At 73.9% G+C, this 15,157-nt stretch carries 15 protein-coding genes; 13 read left to right on the top strand and 2 right to left on the bottom strand.

Going from position 1 to position 15,157, the window contains the following annotated elements:
- The first annotated feature begins 343 nt into the window (after positions 1-343).
- The 3 genes from QWZ14_RS03850 to QWZ14_RS03840 all read left to right on the top strand — a co-directional run bounded on the left by QWZ14_RS03850 (position 344) and on the right by QWZ14_RS03840 (position 4,490).
- Entirely contained in the window at positions 344-1,885 is a 1,542-nt protein-coding gene (locus tag QWZ14_RS03850; RefSeq protein ID WP_290315249.1) for a lytic transglycosylase domain-containing protein, read from the top strand.
- Between the two features lie 137 nt (positions 1,886-2,022).
- Positions 2,023-2,247, top strand: coding sequence for a hypothetical protein (locus QWZ14_RS03845; protein WP_290315248.1), 225 nt, complete (start codon positions 2,023-2,025; stop codon positions 2,245-2,247).
- Positions 2,248-2,378: 131 nt separating this feature from the next.
- Positions 2,379-4,490: an acetate--CoA ligase family protein gene (locus QWZ14_RS03840; RefSeq protein WP_290315247.1), complete on the top strand. Its 2,112-nt coding sequence runs from the start codon at positions 2,379-2,381 to the stop codon at positions 4,488-4,490.
- Here QWZ14_RS03840 and QWZ14_RS03835 read toward each other — a convergent pair.
- On the bottom strand, positions 4,474-5,346 hold the full coding sequence (locus QWZ14_RS03835; RefSeq protein WP_290315246.1) for a class I SAM-dependent methyltransferase: 873 nt from the start codon (positions 5,344-5,346) through the stop codon (positions 4,474-4,476). The two genes, QWZ14_RS03840 and QWZ14_RS03835, sit on opposite strands and share 17 nt — an antisense overlap.
- A 124-nt stretch (positions 5,347-5,470) precedes the next feature.
- Here QWZ14_RS03835 and QWZ14_RS03830 point away from each other — a divergent pair, with 124 nt between their 5' ends.
- The 8 genes from QWZ14_RS03830 (at position 5,471) to QWZ14_RS03795 (ending at position 12,522) form a co-directional block, all read left to right on the top strand.
- Complete coding sequence (locus QWZ14_RS03830; protein ID WP_290315245.1) at positions 5,471-6,439, top strand: AraC family transcriptional regulator; 969 nt, start codon at positions 5,471-5,473, stop codon at positions 6,437-6,439.
- Positions 6,440-6,505: 66 nt separating this feature from the next.
- Positions 6,506-7,363 (top strand): MaoC family dehydratase, encoded by an 858-nt coding sequence (locus QWZ14_RS03825; protein WP_290315244.1) that lies wholly within the window; start codon positions 6,506-6,508, stop codon positions 7,361-7,363.
- The gene (locus tag QWZ14_RS03820) at positions 7,360-7,983 is read left to right on the top strand and encodes a 3'-5' exonuclease (RefSeq protein ID WP_290315243.1); all 624 of its coding nucleotides are present in this window, start codon (positions 7,360-7,362) and stop codon (positions 7,981-7,983) included. The genes QWZ14_RS03825 and QWZ14_RS03820 overlap by 4 nt, the downstream gene beginning before the upstream one ends.
- A gap of 61 nt (positions 7,984-8,044) precedes the next feature.
- Positions 8,045-8,740: a 3-oxoacid CoA-transferase subunit A gene (locus QWZ14_RS03815; RefSeq protein WP_290315241.1), complete on the top strand. Its 696-nt coding sequence runs from the start codon at positions 8,045-8,047 to the stop codon at positions 8,738-8,740.
- 117 nt (positions 8,741-8,857) lie between these two features.
- The gene (locus QWZ14_RS03810) at positions 8,858-9,496 is read left to right on the top strand and encodes a 3-oxoacid CoA-transferase subunit B (protein ID WP_290315240.1); all 639 of its coding nucleotides are present in this window, start codon (positions 8,858-8,860) and stop codon (positions 9,494-9,496) included.
- 13 nt (positions 9,497-9,509) lie between these two features.
- A complete protein-coding gene (locus QWZ14_RS03805) occupies positions 9,510-10,577 on the top strand; it encodes an acyl-CoA dehydrogenase (RefSeq protein WP_290315239.1) in 1,068 nt (355 codons plus the stop codon).
- Entirely contained in the window at positions 10,574-11,347 is a 774-nt protein-coding gene (locus tag QWZ14_RS03800; protein WP_290315238.1) for an enoyl-CoA hydratase/isomerase family protein, read from the top strand. Before QWZ14_RS03805 ends, QWZ14_RS03800 begins: the two co-directional genes overlap by 4 nt.
- 5 nt (positions 11,348-11,352) lie before the next feature.
- Positions 11,353-12,522 (top strand): acyl-CoA dehydrogenase family protein, encoded by a 1,170-nt coding sequence (locus QWZ14_RS03795; protein ID WP_290315237.1) that lies wholly within the window; start codon positions 11,353-11,355, stop codon positions 12,520-12,522.
- Between the two features lie 27 nt (positions 12,523-12,549).
- On the opposite strand, the gene QWZ14_RS03790 is transcribed toward QWZ14_RS03795, so the two are convergent.
- Positions 12,550-13,698, bottom strand: a complete 1,149-nt coding sequence (locus QWZ14_RS03790) for a hypothetical protein (RefSeq protein WP_290315236.1) — start codon at positions 13,696-13,698, stop codon at positions 12,550-12,552.
- A gap of 696 nt (positions 13,699-14,394) precedes the next feature.
- On the opposite strand from QWZ14_RS03790, the gene QWZ14_RS03785 reads away from it, so the two are divergent.
- On the top strand, positions 14,395-14,937 hold the full coding sequence (locus tag QWZ14_RS03785) for a hypothetical protein (RefSeq protein ID WP_290315235.1): 543 nt from the start codon (positions 14,395-14,397) through the stop codon (positions 14,935-14,937).
- A 3-nt stretch (positions 14,938-14,940) separates the two neighbouring features.
- Positions 14,941-15,157 (top strand): hypothetical protein (locus QWZ14_RS03780; RefSeq protein WP_290315234.1); only part of this gene is annotated, 217 nt, incomplete at its 3' end.

The raw sequence follows: 15,157 nt of genomic DNA, 5'->3' as shown, positions 1-15,157 counted from the left end.
TGGCCGCGCCTATAGCCCCATGGGGCAGGGGTGGCCAGGAGGCCGGCCTGCACACACTCGATTCACAATATTGTGTAATAATCAATCCCTGGTTGCGGCACAATACCGCGATGCCAAAGCGGCCTTGCCTGCAACCATGACGAGCGTGTAGGGCTAAGCCTTCAGGACGCAGATCGTCCGCCAGGTTCTCGGGGCAGCCTGGGGTCCATTGCCATGGGGATGGCACTGGACCCGTAGGGGGGCAGGCTTCGGTTACCCGGTAGTCCAAGACCCGGTGGAGCGAATGGGGATGCCCGAAGGGACCAGGACGTCGCGTGGGATCGACCTCGGATTGCGGGGGCGCATGCCGCGCCTGCTGCGCCCGGCGCTGACCCTCTCGATGTTGGCCGTATTGGCCGCATGCGGCCAGAAGGCCGCAACGACCCGGCAACCCGCCACGCATGTGGCGGTGACGCACGGCAGCTACAACCGCCCGGCCAGCTACAGCCCGCCCGGCACGCCCGGGGACCCCTGGGGTCCCTACATCCGCCAGGCCGCCCGGCGCTTCGACGTGCCGGAACGCTGGGTGCGCGAGGTGATGCGCCAGGAATCCGGCGGCCGCACCGGCGCCACCAGCCCGGTCGGCGCCATGGGGCTGATGCAGGTCATGCCCGGCACCTACCGCGAATTGCAGTCGCGCTACGGTCTCGGCGACGACCCCTACCACCCCTACGACAGCATCATGGCCGGCACCGCCTACATCCGGGAGATGTACGACCTCTATGGTTCACCGGCCTTCCTGGCGGCCTACAACGCCGGGCCGCGGCGGCTGGAGGACTACCTCTGGAACAGCAAGGGCCTGCCGGCGGAGACCCGCAACTACGTCGCCCGCATCGGCCCGAACATCGTCGCCCACCACCCGAGCCGCCGCGTCGCGCCGGAGATCTACGCCGCGGCCGAGATCCCGCTGAGCATCCCGGCCGGCCCGCGCCGGATGGACAGCGCGACCATGCTGGCCCTGCGGGAGCAGCGGCAGGCGGTGGACCCGGGCATCCAGGTCGCCCGGCTGCCCGCCGGCCCGGTGGTGCGGATGGAGCCGATCCCGGACGGCAGCACCGGCACCTCGCTGGCCGAGACCGGCGGCGGCCTGGTCGCCGCCCCCTACCAGCAGACCGCGGCCTATACGCCGCCGCCGGCCCCGGCCCCGGTCCGGCTGGCCTCGCTGGATGGCGGCGCGGTGATGCGCATGGACCCCATCCCGGACGGCTCCACCAGCGAGGGCGCCGCCCGCCTGCTGGAATCCGAGGCCCGGGCCAGCGCCGCCGCCGCGGCGGAGGCCTACGTGCCGCCGGCGCCCGCCTATGCCCCGCCGCCCGCCGCCCGTCCGGCGCCCTTCGCCGCGGCACGGCCCAGCCCGCCGGCCGCGCGCCCGGCCCCGGCCGGCCGGGTCCTGGCCGCCGCCCAGGCGGCCCCGGGCAACCTCCGCCTCGCCGCCGCGACCCAGCCGGCCTCCAGCCTGGCGGCCTCGAGGCTCGAGTCGCTGCGCCTCGAACAGGGTGGGGCCAGCCGCGGCGGCTTCGGCCTTCTCGGCACCGCCCAGGCGAGCAGCCTGCCCGCCACCCTGCGTCCCGGCGCCGCCCGGCCCGCGGTGGCCACCGCCACCCCGGGCGGCTGGGCCGTCCAGGTCGGCGCCTTCGCCAGCCAGAACCTGGCGCGGGACGCGGCCGCCACCGCCCGCGACGCCGGTGCCGCCGGGCGGGTCATGGTCCAGCCGGTGGCCGCCGGCCGCAACCGGCTCTACCGCGCCCGCGTCACCGGCCTGTCCCAGCCCGCCGCCCAGGCGGTCTGCGACCGGCTGCGCCGCAGCGGCGCCTGCATGGTGCTCTCGCCCGACGCCCAGGGCTGACCGACGGCGCGCCCCACGCGGGCGCGCCGCCTTGGCCCGGGCGGAAACCCGTCCGGCGCCCGGGTGTTCTGGCATCGTCCGTCGCCCGCGCGAAGGCCGGTGGCCGGCGCGGGCCGGCCTGCCCAGGAGCCACCCGGATGCTGAGCCGCGACCCCCGACCCGAAGCCTTTCCCACCCCGGCCGGCGGCCTCCTGCCGCCCGCGCTGCGCTGCGGCGGCGGCCCGGACGAGGATGACGACGACCTCGACGAGGAGGACGACGAGGACGAGGACGAGGATCCGGACGACGAGGATGACGAGGACCTCGACGAGGACGAGGACGACGAGGATCTCGACGACGAGGAGGATGACGAGGAGGCCTGAGGCCCCCGGCATCCCGGCCGCCGCCCGGCGGCCGTAACGAAGCCCGCCCGGCCGCCGCTCCCCCGCCCTGGCCCCCTTGCCGAGGCTGCCCGCCTCCCGCAGGGTGCGGCCGAATCAGGGGAAACGTGCCAATGTCCGCCGTCGTGCCGCCTTCGGGTTTTGCCTCCCTCGACCCTCTCGTGCGGCCGCGCTCCGTCGCCGTCATCGGCGCCTCGGACGAGCCCGCCCGCATCGGCGGCCGGCCCATCGCCTACATGAAGGAGCGCGGCTTCGCCGGCGCCATCTACCCGGTGAACCCGAAGCGGGCGACGGTCCAGGGGCTGCAGGCCTACCCCAGCATCGACGCGCTGCCGGAAGCCCCCGACGTCGCCATCATCGCCGTGCCCGCCGCGCTGGCCATCGCCGCGCTGGACGACCTCGGCCGCAAGGGCTGCCGCGCCGTCATCTGCTTCACCGCCGGCTTCGCCGAGATGGACGACGCCGGCGCGCTCGCCCAGCTCGAGATGACCGCGGTGGCCCGCAAGCACGGCATCCGCCTGCTGGGCCCCAATTGCCTCGGCGTCTTCAACGATGCCATCCGCTTCTACGGCACCTTCACCGCCAGCTTCGAGAAGGGCTGGCCGGTCCCCGGGCGGATCGGCATCGCCAGCCAGTCCGGCGCCTACGGCACGCACATTTTCTCCGCCGCGCTCGACCGCGGCATCGGCACCCAGGTCTGCATCACCACCGGCAACGAGGCCGAGGTGGCGCTCGGCGACGTGCTCGGCTGGATGGCCCAGGCCCCCGAGGTCGACGTCATCTGCGCCTATGCCGAGGGCATCCGGGAGAGCGAGCAGTTCATCGCGGCCCTCGACCTGGCGCGCGCCAACCGCAAGCCCATCGTCATGATGAAGGTCGGCCGCAGCCAGTTGGGCGGCGCCGCCGCCAAGTCCCACACGGCGTCGATCGCCGGCGACGATGCGGTGACGCAGGCGGTGCTCGACGAATACGGCGTGGTCCGGGCGCGGACGACCGAGGAGATGCTGGACATCGCCTATGCCGCGACGCGCCGCATCTACCCCGCGAAGAACACGCTCGGCGTGCTGACCGTCTCGGGCGGCGCCGGCGTGCTGATCTCGGATGCGGCGGAAGCGGCCGGCGTCGCCATGCCGCCGATGCCGGAGGAGGCCCAGGCCAAGCTGCGGGCGCTGATCCCCTTCTGCGCCCCGCGCAACCCGGTCGACTGCACCGCCCAGGTCACCAACGACCTGAAGCTCATCAGCACCTTCGCCGAATCGGTCGCGGCGGATGGCGGCTATACCTCGATCCTGTCCTTCTGGTCGCAGACCGCGGCCGGCCGCAGCCTCGGCCCCAAGCTGCATGAGATCATGAAGGGCGTGCGGGAGGCCTACCCCGACCGGCTCTGGGTCATGTCCATGCTCGCCCCGAACAAGGTCCGCGAATACGAGGCCGACGGCTGGCTGGTCTTCGAGGATCCCTCGCGCGCCGTCGTCGCGATCGAAGCCATGGGCCGCTTCGGCGCCGCCTTCGCCAAGGCCAGGACGCCGCAGGCCGCGGTGCCGCTGCCGCAGGTGGCCCTGCCCGGCACCACGCCGAGCGAGGCCGTGGCGAAGTCGCTGCTCGCCGCCGCCGGCGTCCCCGCCGTGCCGGAGCACGCGGCCTCCGACAGCGAGGCCGCTGTCGCCGCGGCCGAGGCGATCGGCTACCCCGTCGTGCTCAAGATCCTCAGCCCCGACATCGTCCACAAGAGCGAGATCGGCGGCGTGCTGCTCGACGTCGCCGATGCCGACGCGGTCCGCCACGGCTTCGGCCTGCTGCTCGACCGTGCCCGCCAGCATGCGCCGGCGGCGAAGATCGAGGGCGTGCTGGTCGCCAAGCAGATCAAGGGGGCGGTCGAGATGGCGCTCGGCGTCTTCCGCGACCCGGTCTTCGGCCCGGTGGCGATGGTCGGCCTCGGCGGCATCTTCATCGAGATCCTGAAGGACGTCTCCTTCCGCCGCTGCCCCTTCGACACGGCCGAGGCCGAGCGCATGATCCGCTCGCTGCGCGGCTTCCCGCTGCTGGACGGCGCCCGCGGCCGGCCGAAGGCGGATGTGGCGGCGCTGGCCCGCGCGCTCTCGGCACTGTCCGCCTTCGCCGCCGCCGCCGGGCCGAGGCTGGCCGGGGTCGACGTGAACCCGCTGCTGGTCCTGCCGGCCGGCCAGGGCTGCTACGCCGCCGATGCGGTCATCGAGCTGGCCTGAGCGAGACCACCACCTCCAGGTAGGCGGCGGGCGCCACCAGCGTGCCGTCCGTTGCCCGGTTGAAGCGGCCGAGCAGGTCGAGGATGTCCTGCTCGAGCCGTGCCTGCCCGGCCGCGTCCAGCGCGGCGAAGGCCTTCAGCACCGGCCCGTACCAGCTGCGGAAGACCTCGAGCCAATGCGCCGCGGAGCGGTAGCGGAAGACGAAGTCCCGCGGTGTCGCCGCGATCGCCGCGGCGCCGTCGCCGAACAGCGCCGCCAGCCCCTCGCGGGTGCCCCAGAGGGCCGGCGAGGGGGCGCCGGGCGGCGGCGGCAGGTGCCGGCCGATCACCCGGAACAGCTGGCCGATGAAGCCCTCGGGCGTCCAGTTCGCCAGGCCGATGCGGCCGCCGGGGCGGCAGACCCGCAGCATCTCCCGCGCCGCGGCGGCCTGGTCGGGGGTGAACATCACCCCGTAGGTCGAGAGCACGACGTCGAAGCTGGCGTCGCCGAAGGGCAGCGCCTCGGCATCGGCCACGCGGAAGGTCACCGGCAGCCGCTCGGCCTGGGCCCGGGCCCGGCCGTTCTCGAGCAGCGCCGGCACGTAGTCGGTCGAGGTCACCTCGGCGAAGCGCCGGGCCGCGGCCAGGGTCGCGTTGCCGTTGCCGGCGGCGACGTCCAGCACCCGCTCGCCGGCGTGCAGGTCCACCGCCTCGCAAAGTGACTCGCCGACGCTTTGCAAGGTGACGCCGATGATCCCAAAGTCGCCGGACGACCAGGCGGCGTGCTGGCGCGCCTTGAGCGCGCTGAGATCGATCGCCGGGGCCGTGGCCGGAGCATCCGCCGCCGCGCGGGGGGGCAATGGGCGAAGATCTGACATGGGCCTCGTTTCCCTCGTTGCCGCGCCGGGCGCGGTGCGAGCGTGACCCTAGGGGTCCGGCGGCGCTGCCGCTTGACCGGGCCGCCCGGAGTCTTGCCCGGGACGCCCCCGTCGTGCGGCCGCCATGAGCCCCGACATCCTCTCCGAGGTGCTGCAGGCGGTGCGGCTGCGCGGCGCGGTCTTCTACCGGGTGGAGGCGGCGGCGCCCTGGGTCGCGCTGTCGCCCCCCGCGCGGGAGATCGCCGCGCGGGTCATGCCCGGGGCCGGGCATGTGATGGAATTCCACCTGGTCGTCGCCGGCGAGTGCTGGACCGGCCTGGCGGGGGGCGTGCCGGAACGGGCGGCGGCAGGCGATGTCGTGGTCTTCCCGCAGGGCGATTCCCACATCTTCCGCAGCGCCCCGGACCTGCCCGCGCCGCCGCCCAACCTGCCGCCCGAGGCCGGCACCGGCCTGCCCCTGGTGCTGCGCGTCGGCGCGCCGGGACAGCCCGGCGCGCGCTTCGTCTGCGGCTACCTCGGCTGCGACGCCGCGCCCTTCAACCCGCTGCTGGCGGCGCTGCCGCGCATGCTGCGGATTCCCGCGGGGGAGGGCCCGCTCGGCGAGCTCTTCCGCCTGGCGGTGGCCGAAAGCGCGACGCCGCGCCCGGGCGGCGAGGCGCTGCGCGCCCGGCTGGCCGAGCTGATGTTCGTCGAGGTGGTGCGGCGGCACCTCGGCAGCCTGCCGCCCGGCGCGCAGGGCTGGCTCGGCGGGCTGCGCGACCCGCAGGTGGGCCGGGCCCTGGCGCTGCTGCATGCGCGGCCGGCGCGGCGCTGGTCGCTGGAGCTGCTGGCGCGGGAGGTCGGCCTGTCCCGCAGCCCGCTGCAGGCCCGCTTCGCCGCCCTCGTGGGCCACCCGCCGATGCGCTACCTGACGCGCTGGCGCCTCCAGGTGGCGGCGGGGCGGCTGGCGCAGGGCGGCGACAAAATCGCCAGCATCGCCCTCGAGGTCGGCTACGAGTCCGAGGCGGCCTTCAACCGGGCCTTCAAGCGCCTCACCGGCCTGCCGCCGGCCGCCTGGCGGCGCGGCCAGGGCACCCCCGCCGGGAGGCGCTGAGCCGGCCCCGGGGTGGCGGAGCGGCGAATAGGGGGTACAAAGCGGGGCGCGCCAAGGGAGGAAACCATGCCGATCAACTACGACCACCTGCTGAACTACCCGATCCCCGAGGTCACCCAGACCCTCCGCTGGCAGGATGTGGCGCTGTACAATTTCTCCATCGGCCTGGGCCAGGACCCGATGGACGAGCAGCAGCTCGACTTCCTCTACGAGCCGCGGCTGAAGACCATGCCGTCGATGCCGGTGGTGCTCGGCTCCCCCGGCTTCTGGGCGCGCAACGCCGATACCGGCATCGTCTGGGAACAGATCCTGCACGGCGAGCAGGGGCTCATTTTGCACCGCCCGCTGCCGACCGAGGGCACCGTCCTCGGCCGCAGCCGCATCACCGGCATCGTCGACCGCGGCGAGGGCAAGGGCGCGCTGATGTACTCCGAACGCGCCGTCATCGACGCCGCCACCGGCGAGACGCTGGCGACCACCACCAGCACCAGCTTCCTCCGCGGCAACGGCGGCTTCGGCGGCCCGACCGGCCCGGTGAAGCAGCCGCATCCGGAGCCGACCCGCGCCCCCGACATCACCCAGGACCAGGCGACCCGGCCGGAGCAGGCGCTGGTCTACCGGCTGAACAGCGACCTCAACCCGCTGCACATCGACCCCGAGATCGCCCGCGGCGCCGGCTTCCCCCGGCCGATCCTGCATGGGCTCTGCACCTTCGGCACCGTCTGCCACGCGCTGCTCCGCAGCCTGTGCGACTACGACGTGGCGAAGTTCGGCCGGATGGACCTGCGCTTCTCCTCCCCGGTCTTCCCCGGCGAGACCATCCGCACCGAGATCTGGCACGAGGAGGGCGGCGCCGCCTTCCGCGCCCGGGTGGTCGAGCGCGACAAGGTCGTGGTCAGCAACGGGCTGTTCCGCTTCGCATGAGCGGACGGGCGAAGCCGCGCGAGCCGGCGGCGCCCTGGGTGGCCCAGCCCTGGGCCGCCGGGCCGGTGGTGGTCTTCGATACCGAGACCACCGGCTGCACGGTCCATGACCGCGTGGTCTCGCTCGGCGCCGTCCGGCTGGATGCGGGGCTGGAGCCGGAGGCGACGCTGCACCTGGCCTTCGCCCCCGGCATGCCCTGCCACTGGGGGGCGACCCGGGTGCATGGCATGTCCGATGCCTTCCTCGCCCGCCACCCGCCCTTCGCGGCCCATGCCGCGGAGATCGCGGATTTCTTCGCCGGCGCCCTCGGCTGCGCCCACAACCTCGCCTTCGACCGCCGCATGCTGGGCAACGAGTTCGCCCGCGCCGGCCTGCCGCGCCCCTGGGAGGCGGAGCTCTGCACCATGCGCACCTGGCGCCGCGCCTTCCCCGGCCAGCGCGCCGGGCTGAACCCGGCCAGCGCCGCCTGCGGCTTCGCGCGCGAGGGCAGCCTGCACGGGGCGCTGGAGGATGCCTGGCTCGCCGTGCAATTGCTCCGCCGCCTGCATGAGATGCCGCCGGTGCCGATGCGGCTGCACGGCATCACCAACGGCCCCGGCTACGCCTGCGCCGCCGCATGAGGGGGGCTGGACCACAGCCCCGCCCGGCGCTAACCCAATCCACCCCGCGGGAGGGACAGGAATGATCAACAAGATCGTGCAGTCGGTGGCCGAGGCGCTTGCCGGCGTGAAGGATGGCGCCACCGTGCTGATCGGTGGCTTCGGCAGCGTCGGCCAGCCCGACGTGCTGATCGAGGGGCTGATCGAGCAGGGCGCCAGCAACCTCGTCGCCGTGCTGAACAATGCCGGCAACGGCCGGGTCGGCGTCGCCCGGCTGATGGAGCTGGGCCGCGTCCGCAAGATCATCTGCTCCTTCCCCCGCAGCAGCGACCCGGTGGTCTTCGAGACGCTGTACCGCGAGGGAAGGATCGAGCTGGAGATCGTCCCCCAGGGGACCCTGGCCGAGCGCATCCGCGCCGCCGGCGCCGGCATCCCGGCCTTCTTCACCGCGACGGCGGCCGGCACCCTGCTGGCCCGCGGCAAGGAGACGCGGGAGTTCAACGGCAAGCCCTATGTCATGGAACAGGCGCTGAAGGGCGACGTGGCGCTGGTGGAGGCCTGGGAGGCCGACCGCTGGGGCAACCTCGTCTACCGGGGCTCGGGCGCCAACTTCAACCCGGTCATGGCCATGGGCGCCGACCTCACCATCGCCCAGGTGCAGCACATCCGCGAGCTCGGCGAGCTGCATCCGCACATGATCATGACGCCGGGCGTCTACGTGAACCGCGTGGTCCAGGTGGACCGCGGCGGCGACTGGCTGAAGCCCGAGAAAGCCTGAGAGTTTGTGAAAGAATGCCCTTCAGCACTGAATTTGAAGGAAGTTCCGCGATGATTGCGAAGGGTATTCTTTCGCAAGTTCGATTTCTTCACACACTCTGAGGAGAGGAGGACCGTCATGCCCTTCACCCGTGACCAGATGGCTGCCCGCCTCGCCGACGACGTGCCGGAAGGCTGGTGCGTCAACCTCGGCATCGGCATCCCGACCATGGTGGCGAACCACGTGCCGCCGACCCGCGAAGTGATCTTCCAGTCCGAGAACGGCGTCATCGGCATGGGCCCGGCGCCGGCCAAGGGCGAGGAGGACCCCTGGCTGATCAATGCCGGCAAGCAGCTGATCACCATGGCCAAGGGCGCCAGCTTCGTCGGCCATGCCGACAGCTTCGCAATGATCCGCGGCGGCCACATCGACCTCTGCGTCCTCGGCGGCTTCGAGGTGGCGGAGAACGGCGACCTCGCCAATTGGGCGACCTCCGAGAACGACACGGCGCCGGCCGTGGGTGGTGCCATGGACCTGGCGGCCGGGGCCAAGCGGCTCTGGGTCATCATGGAGCACACGACCAAGGACGGCCGCCCGAAGATCGTCGAGCGCTGCGGCTATCCGCTGACCGGCCTCGCCTGCGTCAACCGGGTCTATACCAACCTGGCGGTGCTGGACGTGATGGAGGGCCGCGGCTTCGTGGTCCGCAGCCTCGCCCCGGGCGTGACGCTCGAGGAAGTCCAGGCCAAGACCGGCGCCACCCTCCACACCAACTGAGGACACGCCACCGATGAGTGCCGCGCTCGAGGACGACGCCAGGGCGGAATCGATCCGCATGATCCGCGACAGCGCCGCCGCCGTGGCCCCGCCCGGCGGCGACCTGTCCCGCATCCGCGGGCTGCGCTTCAAGGCCCCCGGGCATGACCCCGCCACCTTCCGCCAGCTCGGCGAGATGGGCTGGATCGGCCTGCGGGTTCCGGAGGCCCAGGGCGGCGCCGGCCTCGGCCTCGGCGAGGCCTGCGCCCTGGCGGAGGAATTGGGCGCCGCGCTAGTGCCGGAGCCGCTGATCCCCGCCATGCTCTCGGCCAGCCTGCTGGCCGCCGTCGGCGCCGGCCCGCTGGAGGCGCTGCTGGCCGGCACCGCCCTGCCGTTGGTCGCCTGGCAGGAGCGGGCGGATACGCTGGAGGTGCCCGGCACCCCGGACGCGCCGCGCAAATTCCTGGTGAATGCCGCCGCGGCGACCAGCTTCCTGCTGCCGGTGCGCGAGGCCGACCGCATCGCCCTGTATGAGCAGGCCGGCGGCGCGCTGACCCTGGAGCCGACCCAGGATGGCGGGACCTTCGGCACGCTGACGCCCGACCTCGCCGGCGCCAGCCGCATCGCCGGCGACATCGGCGAGGCCCTGGCGCTGGCGCTGGACGAGGCGGCGCTGCTGACCGGCGCCTACCTGCTGGGCGGCATGGAACGCGCCTTAGCCATGACGCTCGACTACCTGAAGACTCGCAGCCAGTTCGGGAAGATCATCGGCACCTTCCAGGCGCTGCAGCACAAGGCCGCCGACGTGAAGATGCAGATCGCGCTGACCCGCGCCAGCATCGAGGCCGCGGCGGCGACCCTGGACGAGGGCGCCACCGGCGACCTCCGCCGCGCCACCGTCTCCCGCGCCAAGGCCCGCGCGGCCGAGAGCGCCATGGTCGTCACCCGCCAGTGCATCCAGCTCCATGGCGGCATCGGCTACACCGACGACTACGACGTCGGCCTCTACCTGCGGAAGGCGATGGTCATGGCGAACCAGTACGGCAGCGCCACGCTGCACCGCCGCCGCTTCATGGCGACCAGCCCGGAGGGCGAGGAATGAGCAAGCCGATCATCCGCCTGCTGACCGAGCGCGACGGCGGCGTGCTGATCCTGACCATGGACCAGCCGGCCCGGCGCAACGCGCTGGCCATGCCGATCCGCGTCGCGCTGATCGAGGCGCTGCGCGCCGCGCAGGCCGACAAGACCGTCCGCTCCGTGGTTCTCACCGGCGCTGCTGGGCATTTCTGCTCCGGCGGCGACATCTCCGGCATGGATGTCTCGACCGCGCTCGACGGGCGGGAGCGGATGCGGCTCTCGCACGAACTCGTCCGCCTGATGGTGCTGGGCTCGAAGCCGGTGGTCGCGGCGATCGAGGGCTTCTGCGTCGGCGCCGGCCTCTCGCTCGCCTGCGCCTCGGATACCATCGTCGCGGCGGAGGATGCCCGGCTCGGCGCCGGCTTCGGCAAGATCGGGCTGATGGCCGACCTCGGCCTGCCGCATACGCTGCCGATGCGCGTCGGCCAGGGCAAGGCGCGCCAAATTCTTCTCTACCACGGCCAGATGACCGCGGCCGAGGCCGAGCGCATCGGCCTGGTCGACCATGTGGTCCCGAAGGGCCATGCCCTTGCCACCGCGCTCGAGAAGGCCAAGTTCCTGGCGGAACAGGCCCCGGCGCCGATGGCGCTGACCAAGCAGATGCTGGGCGAGGGCCTCGACCGCGCGCTGGAGCAGGAACGCCACTTCCAGGCGACCCTCTTCCTCACCGCGGATTTCAACGAGGGCCGCGCCGCCTTCCTCGGCAAGCGCGCGCCAGGCTTCACCGGGAGCTGACAACGATGGACGCCCTTCGCATCCCCGCCCCGACCGAGCTCGACAGCCTGGAGGAGGAGCATTTCCGCCAGGTGGTCCGCGCCTTCCTGCACGAGAACTACCCGGAAGAGCTGCGCAACCCGCCGAAGCGCCTGCACTGGAGCGAGAACAAGCCCTGGTACATGACCTTGGCCGACAAGGGCTGGCTCTGCCCCGGCTGGCCGAAGGAGCACGGCGGGCTCGGCCTCTCGCCGGCCAAGCAGATCATCCTGACCGAGGAATACGAGCGCTACGGCGTGGCCCGCACCAACGACCACGGCATCGTCATGCTCGGACCCTTGGTGATCAAGTACGGCACCGAGGCGCAGCAGCAGCACTTCCTGCCGAAGATCCTCACCGGCGAGCACATCTGGTGCCAGGGCTATTCCGAGCCCGGCGCCGGCTCCGACCTCGCCGCGCTGCGGTGCGAGGCGGTGCCGGATGGCGACGACTACGTGGTCAACGGCCAGAAGATCTGGACCACGCTCGCGACCGACGCCAACTGGATTTTTCTGTTAGTTCGCACCGACAAGCAGGCGAAGAAGCAGGAGGGGATTTCGTTTCTCCTCGTGGATATGAAGACGCCCGGCATTACCGTCCGGCCGATCATCAACCTCGAGCTGCATGACGAGTTCTGCGAGGTCTTCTTCGACAATGTCCGGGTGCCCAAGGCCAACCTGGTCGGGCAGCTCAACAAGGGCTGGGACATGGCCAAGGCCCTGCTCAGCTTCGAGCGGATCTTCCTCGGCTCCCCCCGCCAGTCCGGCTACGCGCTGTCCCGCCTGCGCATCCTCGCCGAGCGCATGGGCGTCTTCGAGGATGCCGAGTTCCAGGACCGCTACACCCGGCTGCGGCTGGAGCTGGAGGACCTCAAGGCGCTCTACGGCACCTTCGTCGCCAAGCTGAAGCGCGGCGAGAGCCTCGGCCCCGATGTGTCGATGCTCAAGATCATCCAGACCGAGCTGTTCCAGCGCATCACCGACACCATGCTGGAGATCGCCGGCGAGAACGCGGGGCTGCTGGAGCCGATGGAGGGCAACCGCAACCTCCACCCGACCGGCCAGTTCATCCAGGCCCGGCCGGCCACCATCTACGGCGGCTCGAACGAGATCCAGCGCAACATCCTCTCGAAGAACGTGCTGGGGCTGCCCGGGTAGCGACCCGGGCCGGGCCCCGCCCCGCCCTCAGAGCAAGAGCAGGTCCGCCGCGTGCGGGGCGGGGATCGCCAGCTCGAGGGCCGGGTCCGCCCCGGCCGGCAGCAGCGGCTCCGGCCCCATCGCCTCCGGCACCGGCAGCAGCGCGATCTCCGCCTGATGCGCGGCCTCGGGCGTCGCCACCACCAGATCCGCGCCGCCCTCCGGCAGCAGCGGCAGGGAGGCCGGCGGCAGGCTGTCCAGGTGCAGCACCTCGGTCAGGCCGGCCGGCGCCGCGGCGGGCTGGCCCGCGCCCAGGGCGGCATGGTCCATGAACAGGCTGAAGGGCTCGCCGGGCAGCAGGATCGGGGCGGCCTCCGCCGGCAGCGCCGCGGCGGGTCCGGGGATCGCGGCCGCCACCTCCGTGCCGGCGGCATGGGCTGCCGCCCCGGGAGCCAGCTCCGCGGCCGGCAGGACCATGGAAGGGGTGTGCAGCAGGATAGGCGGCGCCCCGCCGAGGGCCACATGCGGCAAGGCCTCCGCCGGCGGTGCCGCGGGAAGCGGATGATCGACCGTCGTGGCGGGCGGATGCGCCGGCGCGGCCTCCGCCAGCACCGGGCCTGCCACCGCCGGCCCCGGGGCGCCCGCAGCCGCGTCCGCGGAATGCCCGGCCTCCGGCAGTGGGGCGGCAAGGACCGGTTCCACCACCACGGCGGGCGTGGCCGGGACCGGGTCGGCATGGACGGCGCCCGGCGCCGCCGGCCCCTGGGTGGCCGCAGCCACGTCCGCGGAATGTCCCGCCTCCGGCAGCGGGGCGGCGACGACCGGTTCCACCACCACGGCGGGCGTGGCCGGGACCGGGTCGGCCTGGGCCGAGCCTTGGGTGCTGGCAGCCGCGTCCGCGGAATGCCCGGCCTCCGGCAGTGGGGCGGCAAGGACCGGTTCCACCACCACGGCGGGCGTGGCCGGGACCGGGTCGGCCTGGGCCGAGCCTTGGGTGCTGGCAGCCGCGTCCGCGGAATGCCCGGCCTGAACGGCGCCCGGCAGCACGGCGGAGAGCACCGGCGCCACCACGCTGGCAGGCGCGGCCGGGACCGGATCGGCATGCGTGACGTCCGGCGCCGCCGACCCCTGGGTGCCCGCAACCGGGTCTGCGGAATGCCCGGCCTGAGCGGCCCCCGGCAACACGGCGGAAAGCACCGGCGCCACCACACCGGCGGGCGGGGTTTGGGCCGAGCCCTGGCTGCTGGCAGCCGCGTCCGCGGAATGCGCGGCCTGTNGCCCTGGCTGCTGGCAGCCGCGTCCGCGGAATGCGCGGCCTGTGCGGCGCCCGGCAGCACGGCGGAGAGCACCGGCGCCACCACCCCGGCGGGCGGGGTTTGGGCCGAGCCCTGGCTGCTGGCAGCCGCGTCCGCGGATTGCCCAGCTTGTGCGGCCCCCGGCAGCAGGTCGGCTAGGACCGGCGCCACCACGCCGGCAGGCGGGGTTTGCGCCGAGCCCTGGCTGCTGGCAGCCGCGTCCGCGGAATGCCCGGCCTGAACGGCCCCCGGCAGCAGGTCGGCTAGGACCGGCGCCACCACGCCGGCAGGCGGGGTTTGCGCCGAGCCCTGGCTGCTGGCAGCCGCGTCCGCGGAATGCCCGGCCTGAACGGCCCCCGGCAGCAGGTCGGCTAGGACCGGCGCCACCACACCGGCGGACGGGGTTTGGGCCGAGCCCTGGCTGCTGGCAGCCGCGTCCGCGGATTGCCCGGCCTGAGCGGCGCCCGGCAGCACGGCGGAGAGCACCGGCGCCACCACCCCGGCGGGCGCGGCCAGGACCGGGCCGGCCTGGATGGCGCCCGGGGTCGCCGGCGCATCGGCCGCGGCGGGCGTCGCCGGAGCATGAGGCGTCGCGGCGGTGGCCGGCAGCACGACCGGGGCCGCCGCGGCCGGGAGCGGATGCGCCTCCGCCGTGCCGCCCTGGGCCGCCGGGGCCGGATCGGCCCCCGGCAGCGCCGCCTTGGTCGCGCCGAGGCCCTCGACCAGCGTCCCGAGGCCGGCCAGCACGGGCTTCAGCACCGCGGCCGCCGGCTCCGCCGCCGCGACCGGGAGCGTGACGGCAGGCGCCGCCGGCGCGGGTGCCTCGGCCTGCGGCGCCGGCTTGGCCTCCGGCACCACGCCGATCGCCGCCAGCACCGCCTCGGCCCTGCCCTCCCCGCCGGCGGAGGGCGTCTCCACCGCCTTGAACACGGTCTCGGCCAGGACCGGCCTCGGCTCCGCCGCCGCCCGGACGACCGTCTCCGCACCCCAGTCCTTCGCCTGCTCCTGGTGCGGCGCGGCGACGCTCTCCGGCGCCGCCTTGGCCTGCGGCGTCACCGCCGCCGCCAGGACCGGGGCCTTGGCCTGCTGCGGCACCGCCTCGGTGACCCGGACCGGCGCGGTGGCGGAGCCGACATCGTGATCCATGGAGAAGACGGCGCCGACGGGGGCCTTCTCCGCCACCGCGGCGGCCTTGGCGGCCACGGCGGCGGTCGCCGTCTCGGCGGCCGGAGCCTGGTCCCTGGGGGCCGGCGGGGCCGGGGCGGCGATCTGCGCCTTGACCGGGGCCACGGGCTCGCCGGGCGCCGGTGCCTCCGACCGCGCCGCCGCCCGGGCCTCGGCGGGGGCGGCCGGCTGGGCCG

It is taken from the genome of Paeniroseomonas aquatica, from assembly GCF_030409335.1.
GTDB lineage: Bacteria > Pseudomonadota > Alphaproteobacteria > Acetobacterales > Acetobacteraceae > Belnapia > Belnapia aquatica.
Note: the sequence above shows the minus strand (reverse complement) of the source record. Positions and strands in the feature narration are given on the sequence as shown.

Excerpts from the sequence above, each read along its gene's own strand:
- QWZ14_RS03840 (WP_290315247.1), top strand. The coding sequence starts at position 2,379 with ATGTCCGCCGTCGTGCCGCCTTCGGGTTTTGCCTCCCTCGACCCTCTC.
- QWZ14_RS03810 (WP_290315240.1), top strand. The coding sequence starts at position 8,858 with ATGCCCTTCACCCGTGACCAGATGGCTGCCCGCCTCGCCGACGACGTG.
- QWZ14_RS03835 (WP_290315246.1), bottom strand. The coding sequence starts at position 5,346 with ATGTCAGATCTTCGCCCATTGCCCCCCCGCGCGGCGGCGGATGCTCCG.
- QWZ14_RS03830 (WP_290315245.1), top strand. The coding sequence starts at position 5,471 with ATGAGCCCCGACATCCTCTCCGAGGTGCTGCAGGCGGTGCGGCTGCGC.
- QWZ14_RS03815 (WP_290315241.1), top strand. The coding sequence starts at position 8,045 with ATGATCAACAAGATCGTGCAGTCGGTGGCCGAGGCGCTTGCCGGCGTG.
- QWZ14_RS03850 (WP_290315249.1), top strand. The coding sequence starts at position 344 with ATGCCGCGCCTGCTGCGCCCGGCGCTGACCCTCTCGATGTTGGCCGTA.
- QWZ14_RS03845 (WP_290315248.1), top strand. The coding sequence starts at position 2,023 with ATGCTGAGCCGCGACCCCCGACCCGAAGCCTTTCCCACCCCGGCCGGC.
- QWZ14_RS03825 (WP_290315244.1), top strand. The coding sequence starts at position 6,506 with ATGCCGATCAACTACGACCACCTGCTGAACTACCCGATCCCCGAGGTC.
- QWZ14_RS03820 (WP_290315243.1), top strand. The coding sequence starts at position 7,360 with ATGAGCGGACGGGCGAAGCCGCGCGAGCCGGCGGCGCCCTGGGTGGCC.
- QWZ14_RS03800 (WP_290315238.1), top strand. The coding sequence starts at position 10,574 with ATGAGCAAGCCGATCATCCGCCTGCTGACCGAGCGCGACGGCGGCGTG.
- QWZ14_RS03795 (WP_290315237.1), top strand. The coding sequence starts at position 11,353 with ATGGACGCCCTTCGCATCCCCGCCCCGACCGAGCTCGACAGCCTGGAG.
- QWZ14_RS03805 (WP_290315239.1), top strand. The coding sequence starts at position 9,510 with ATGAGTGCCGCGCTCGAGGACGACGCCAGGGCGGAATCGATCCGCATG.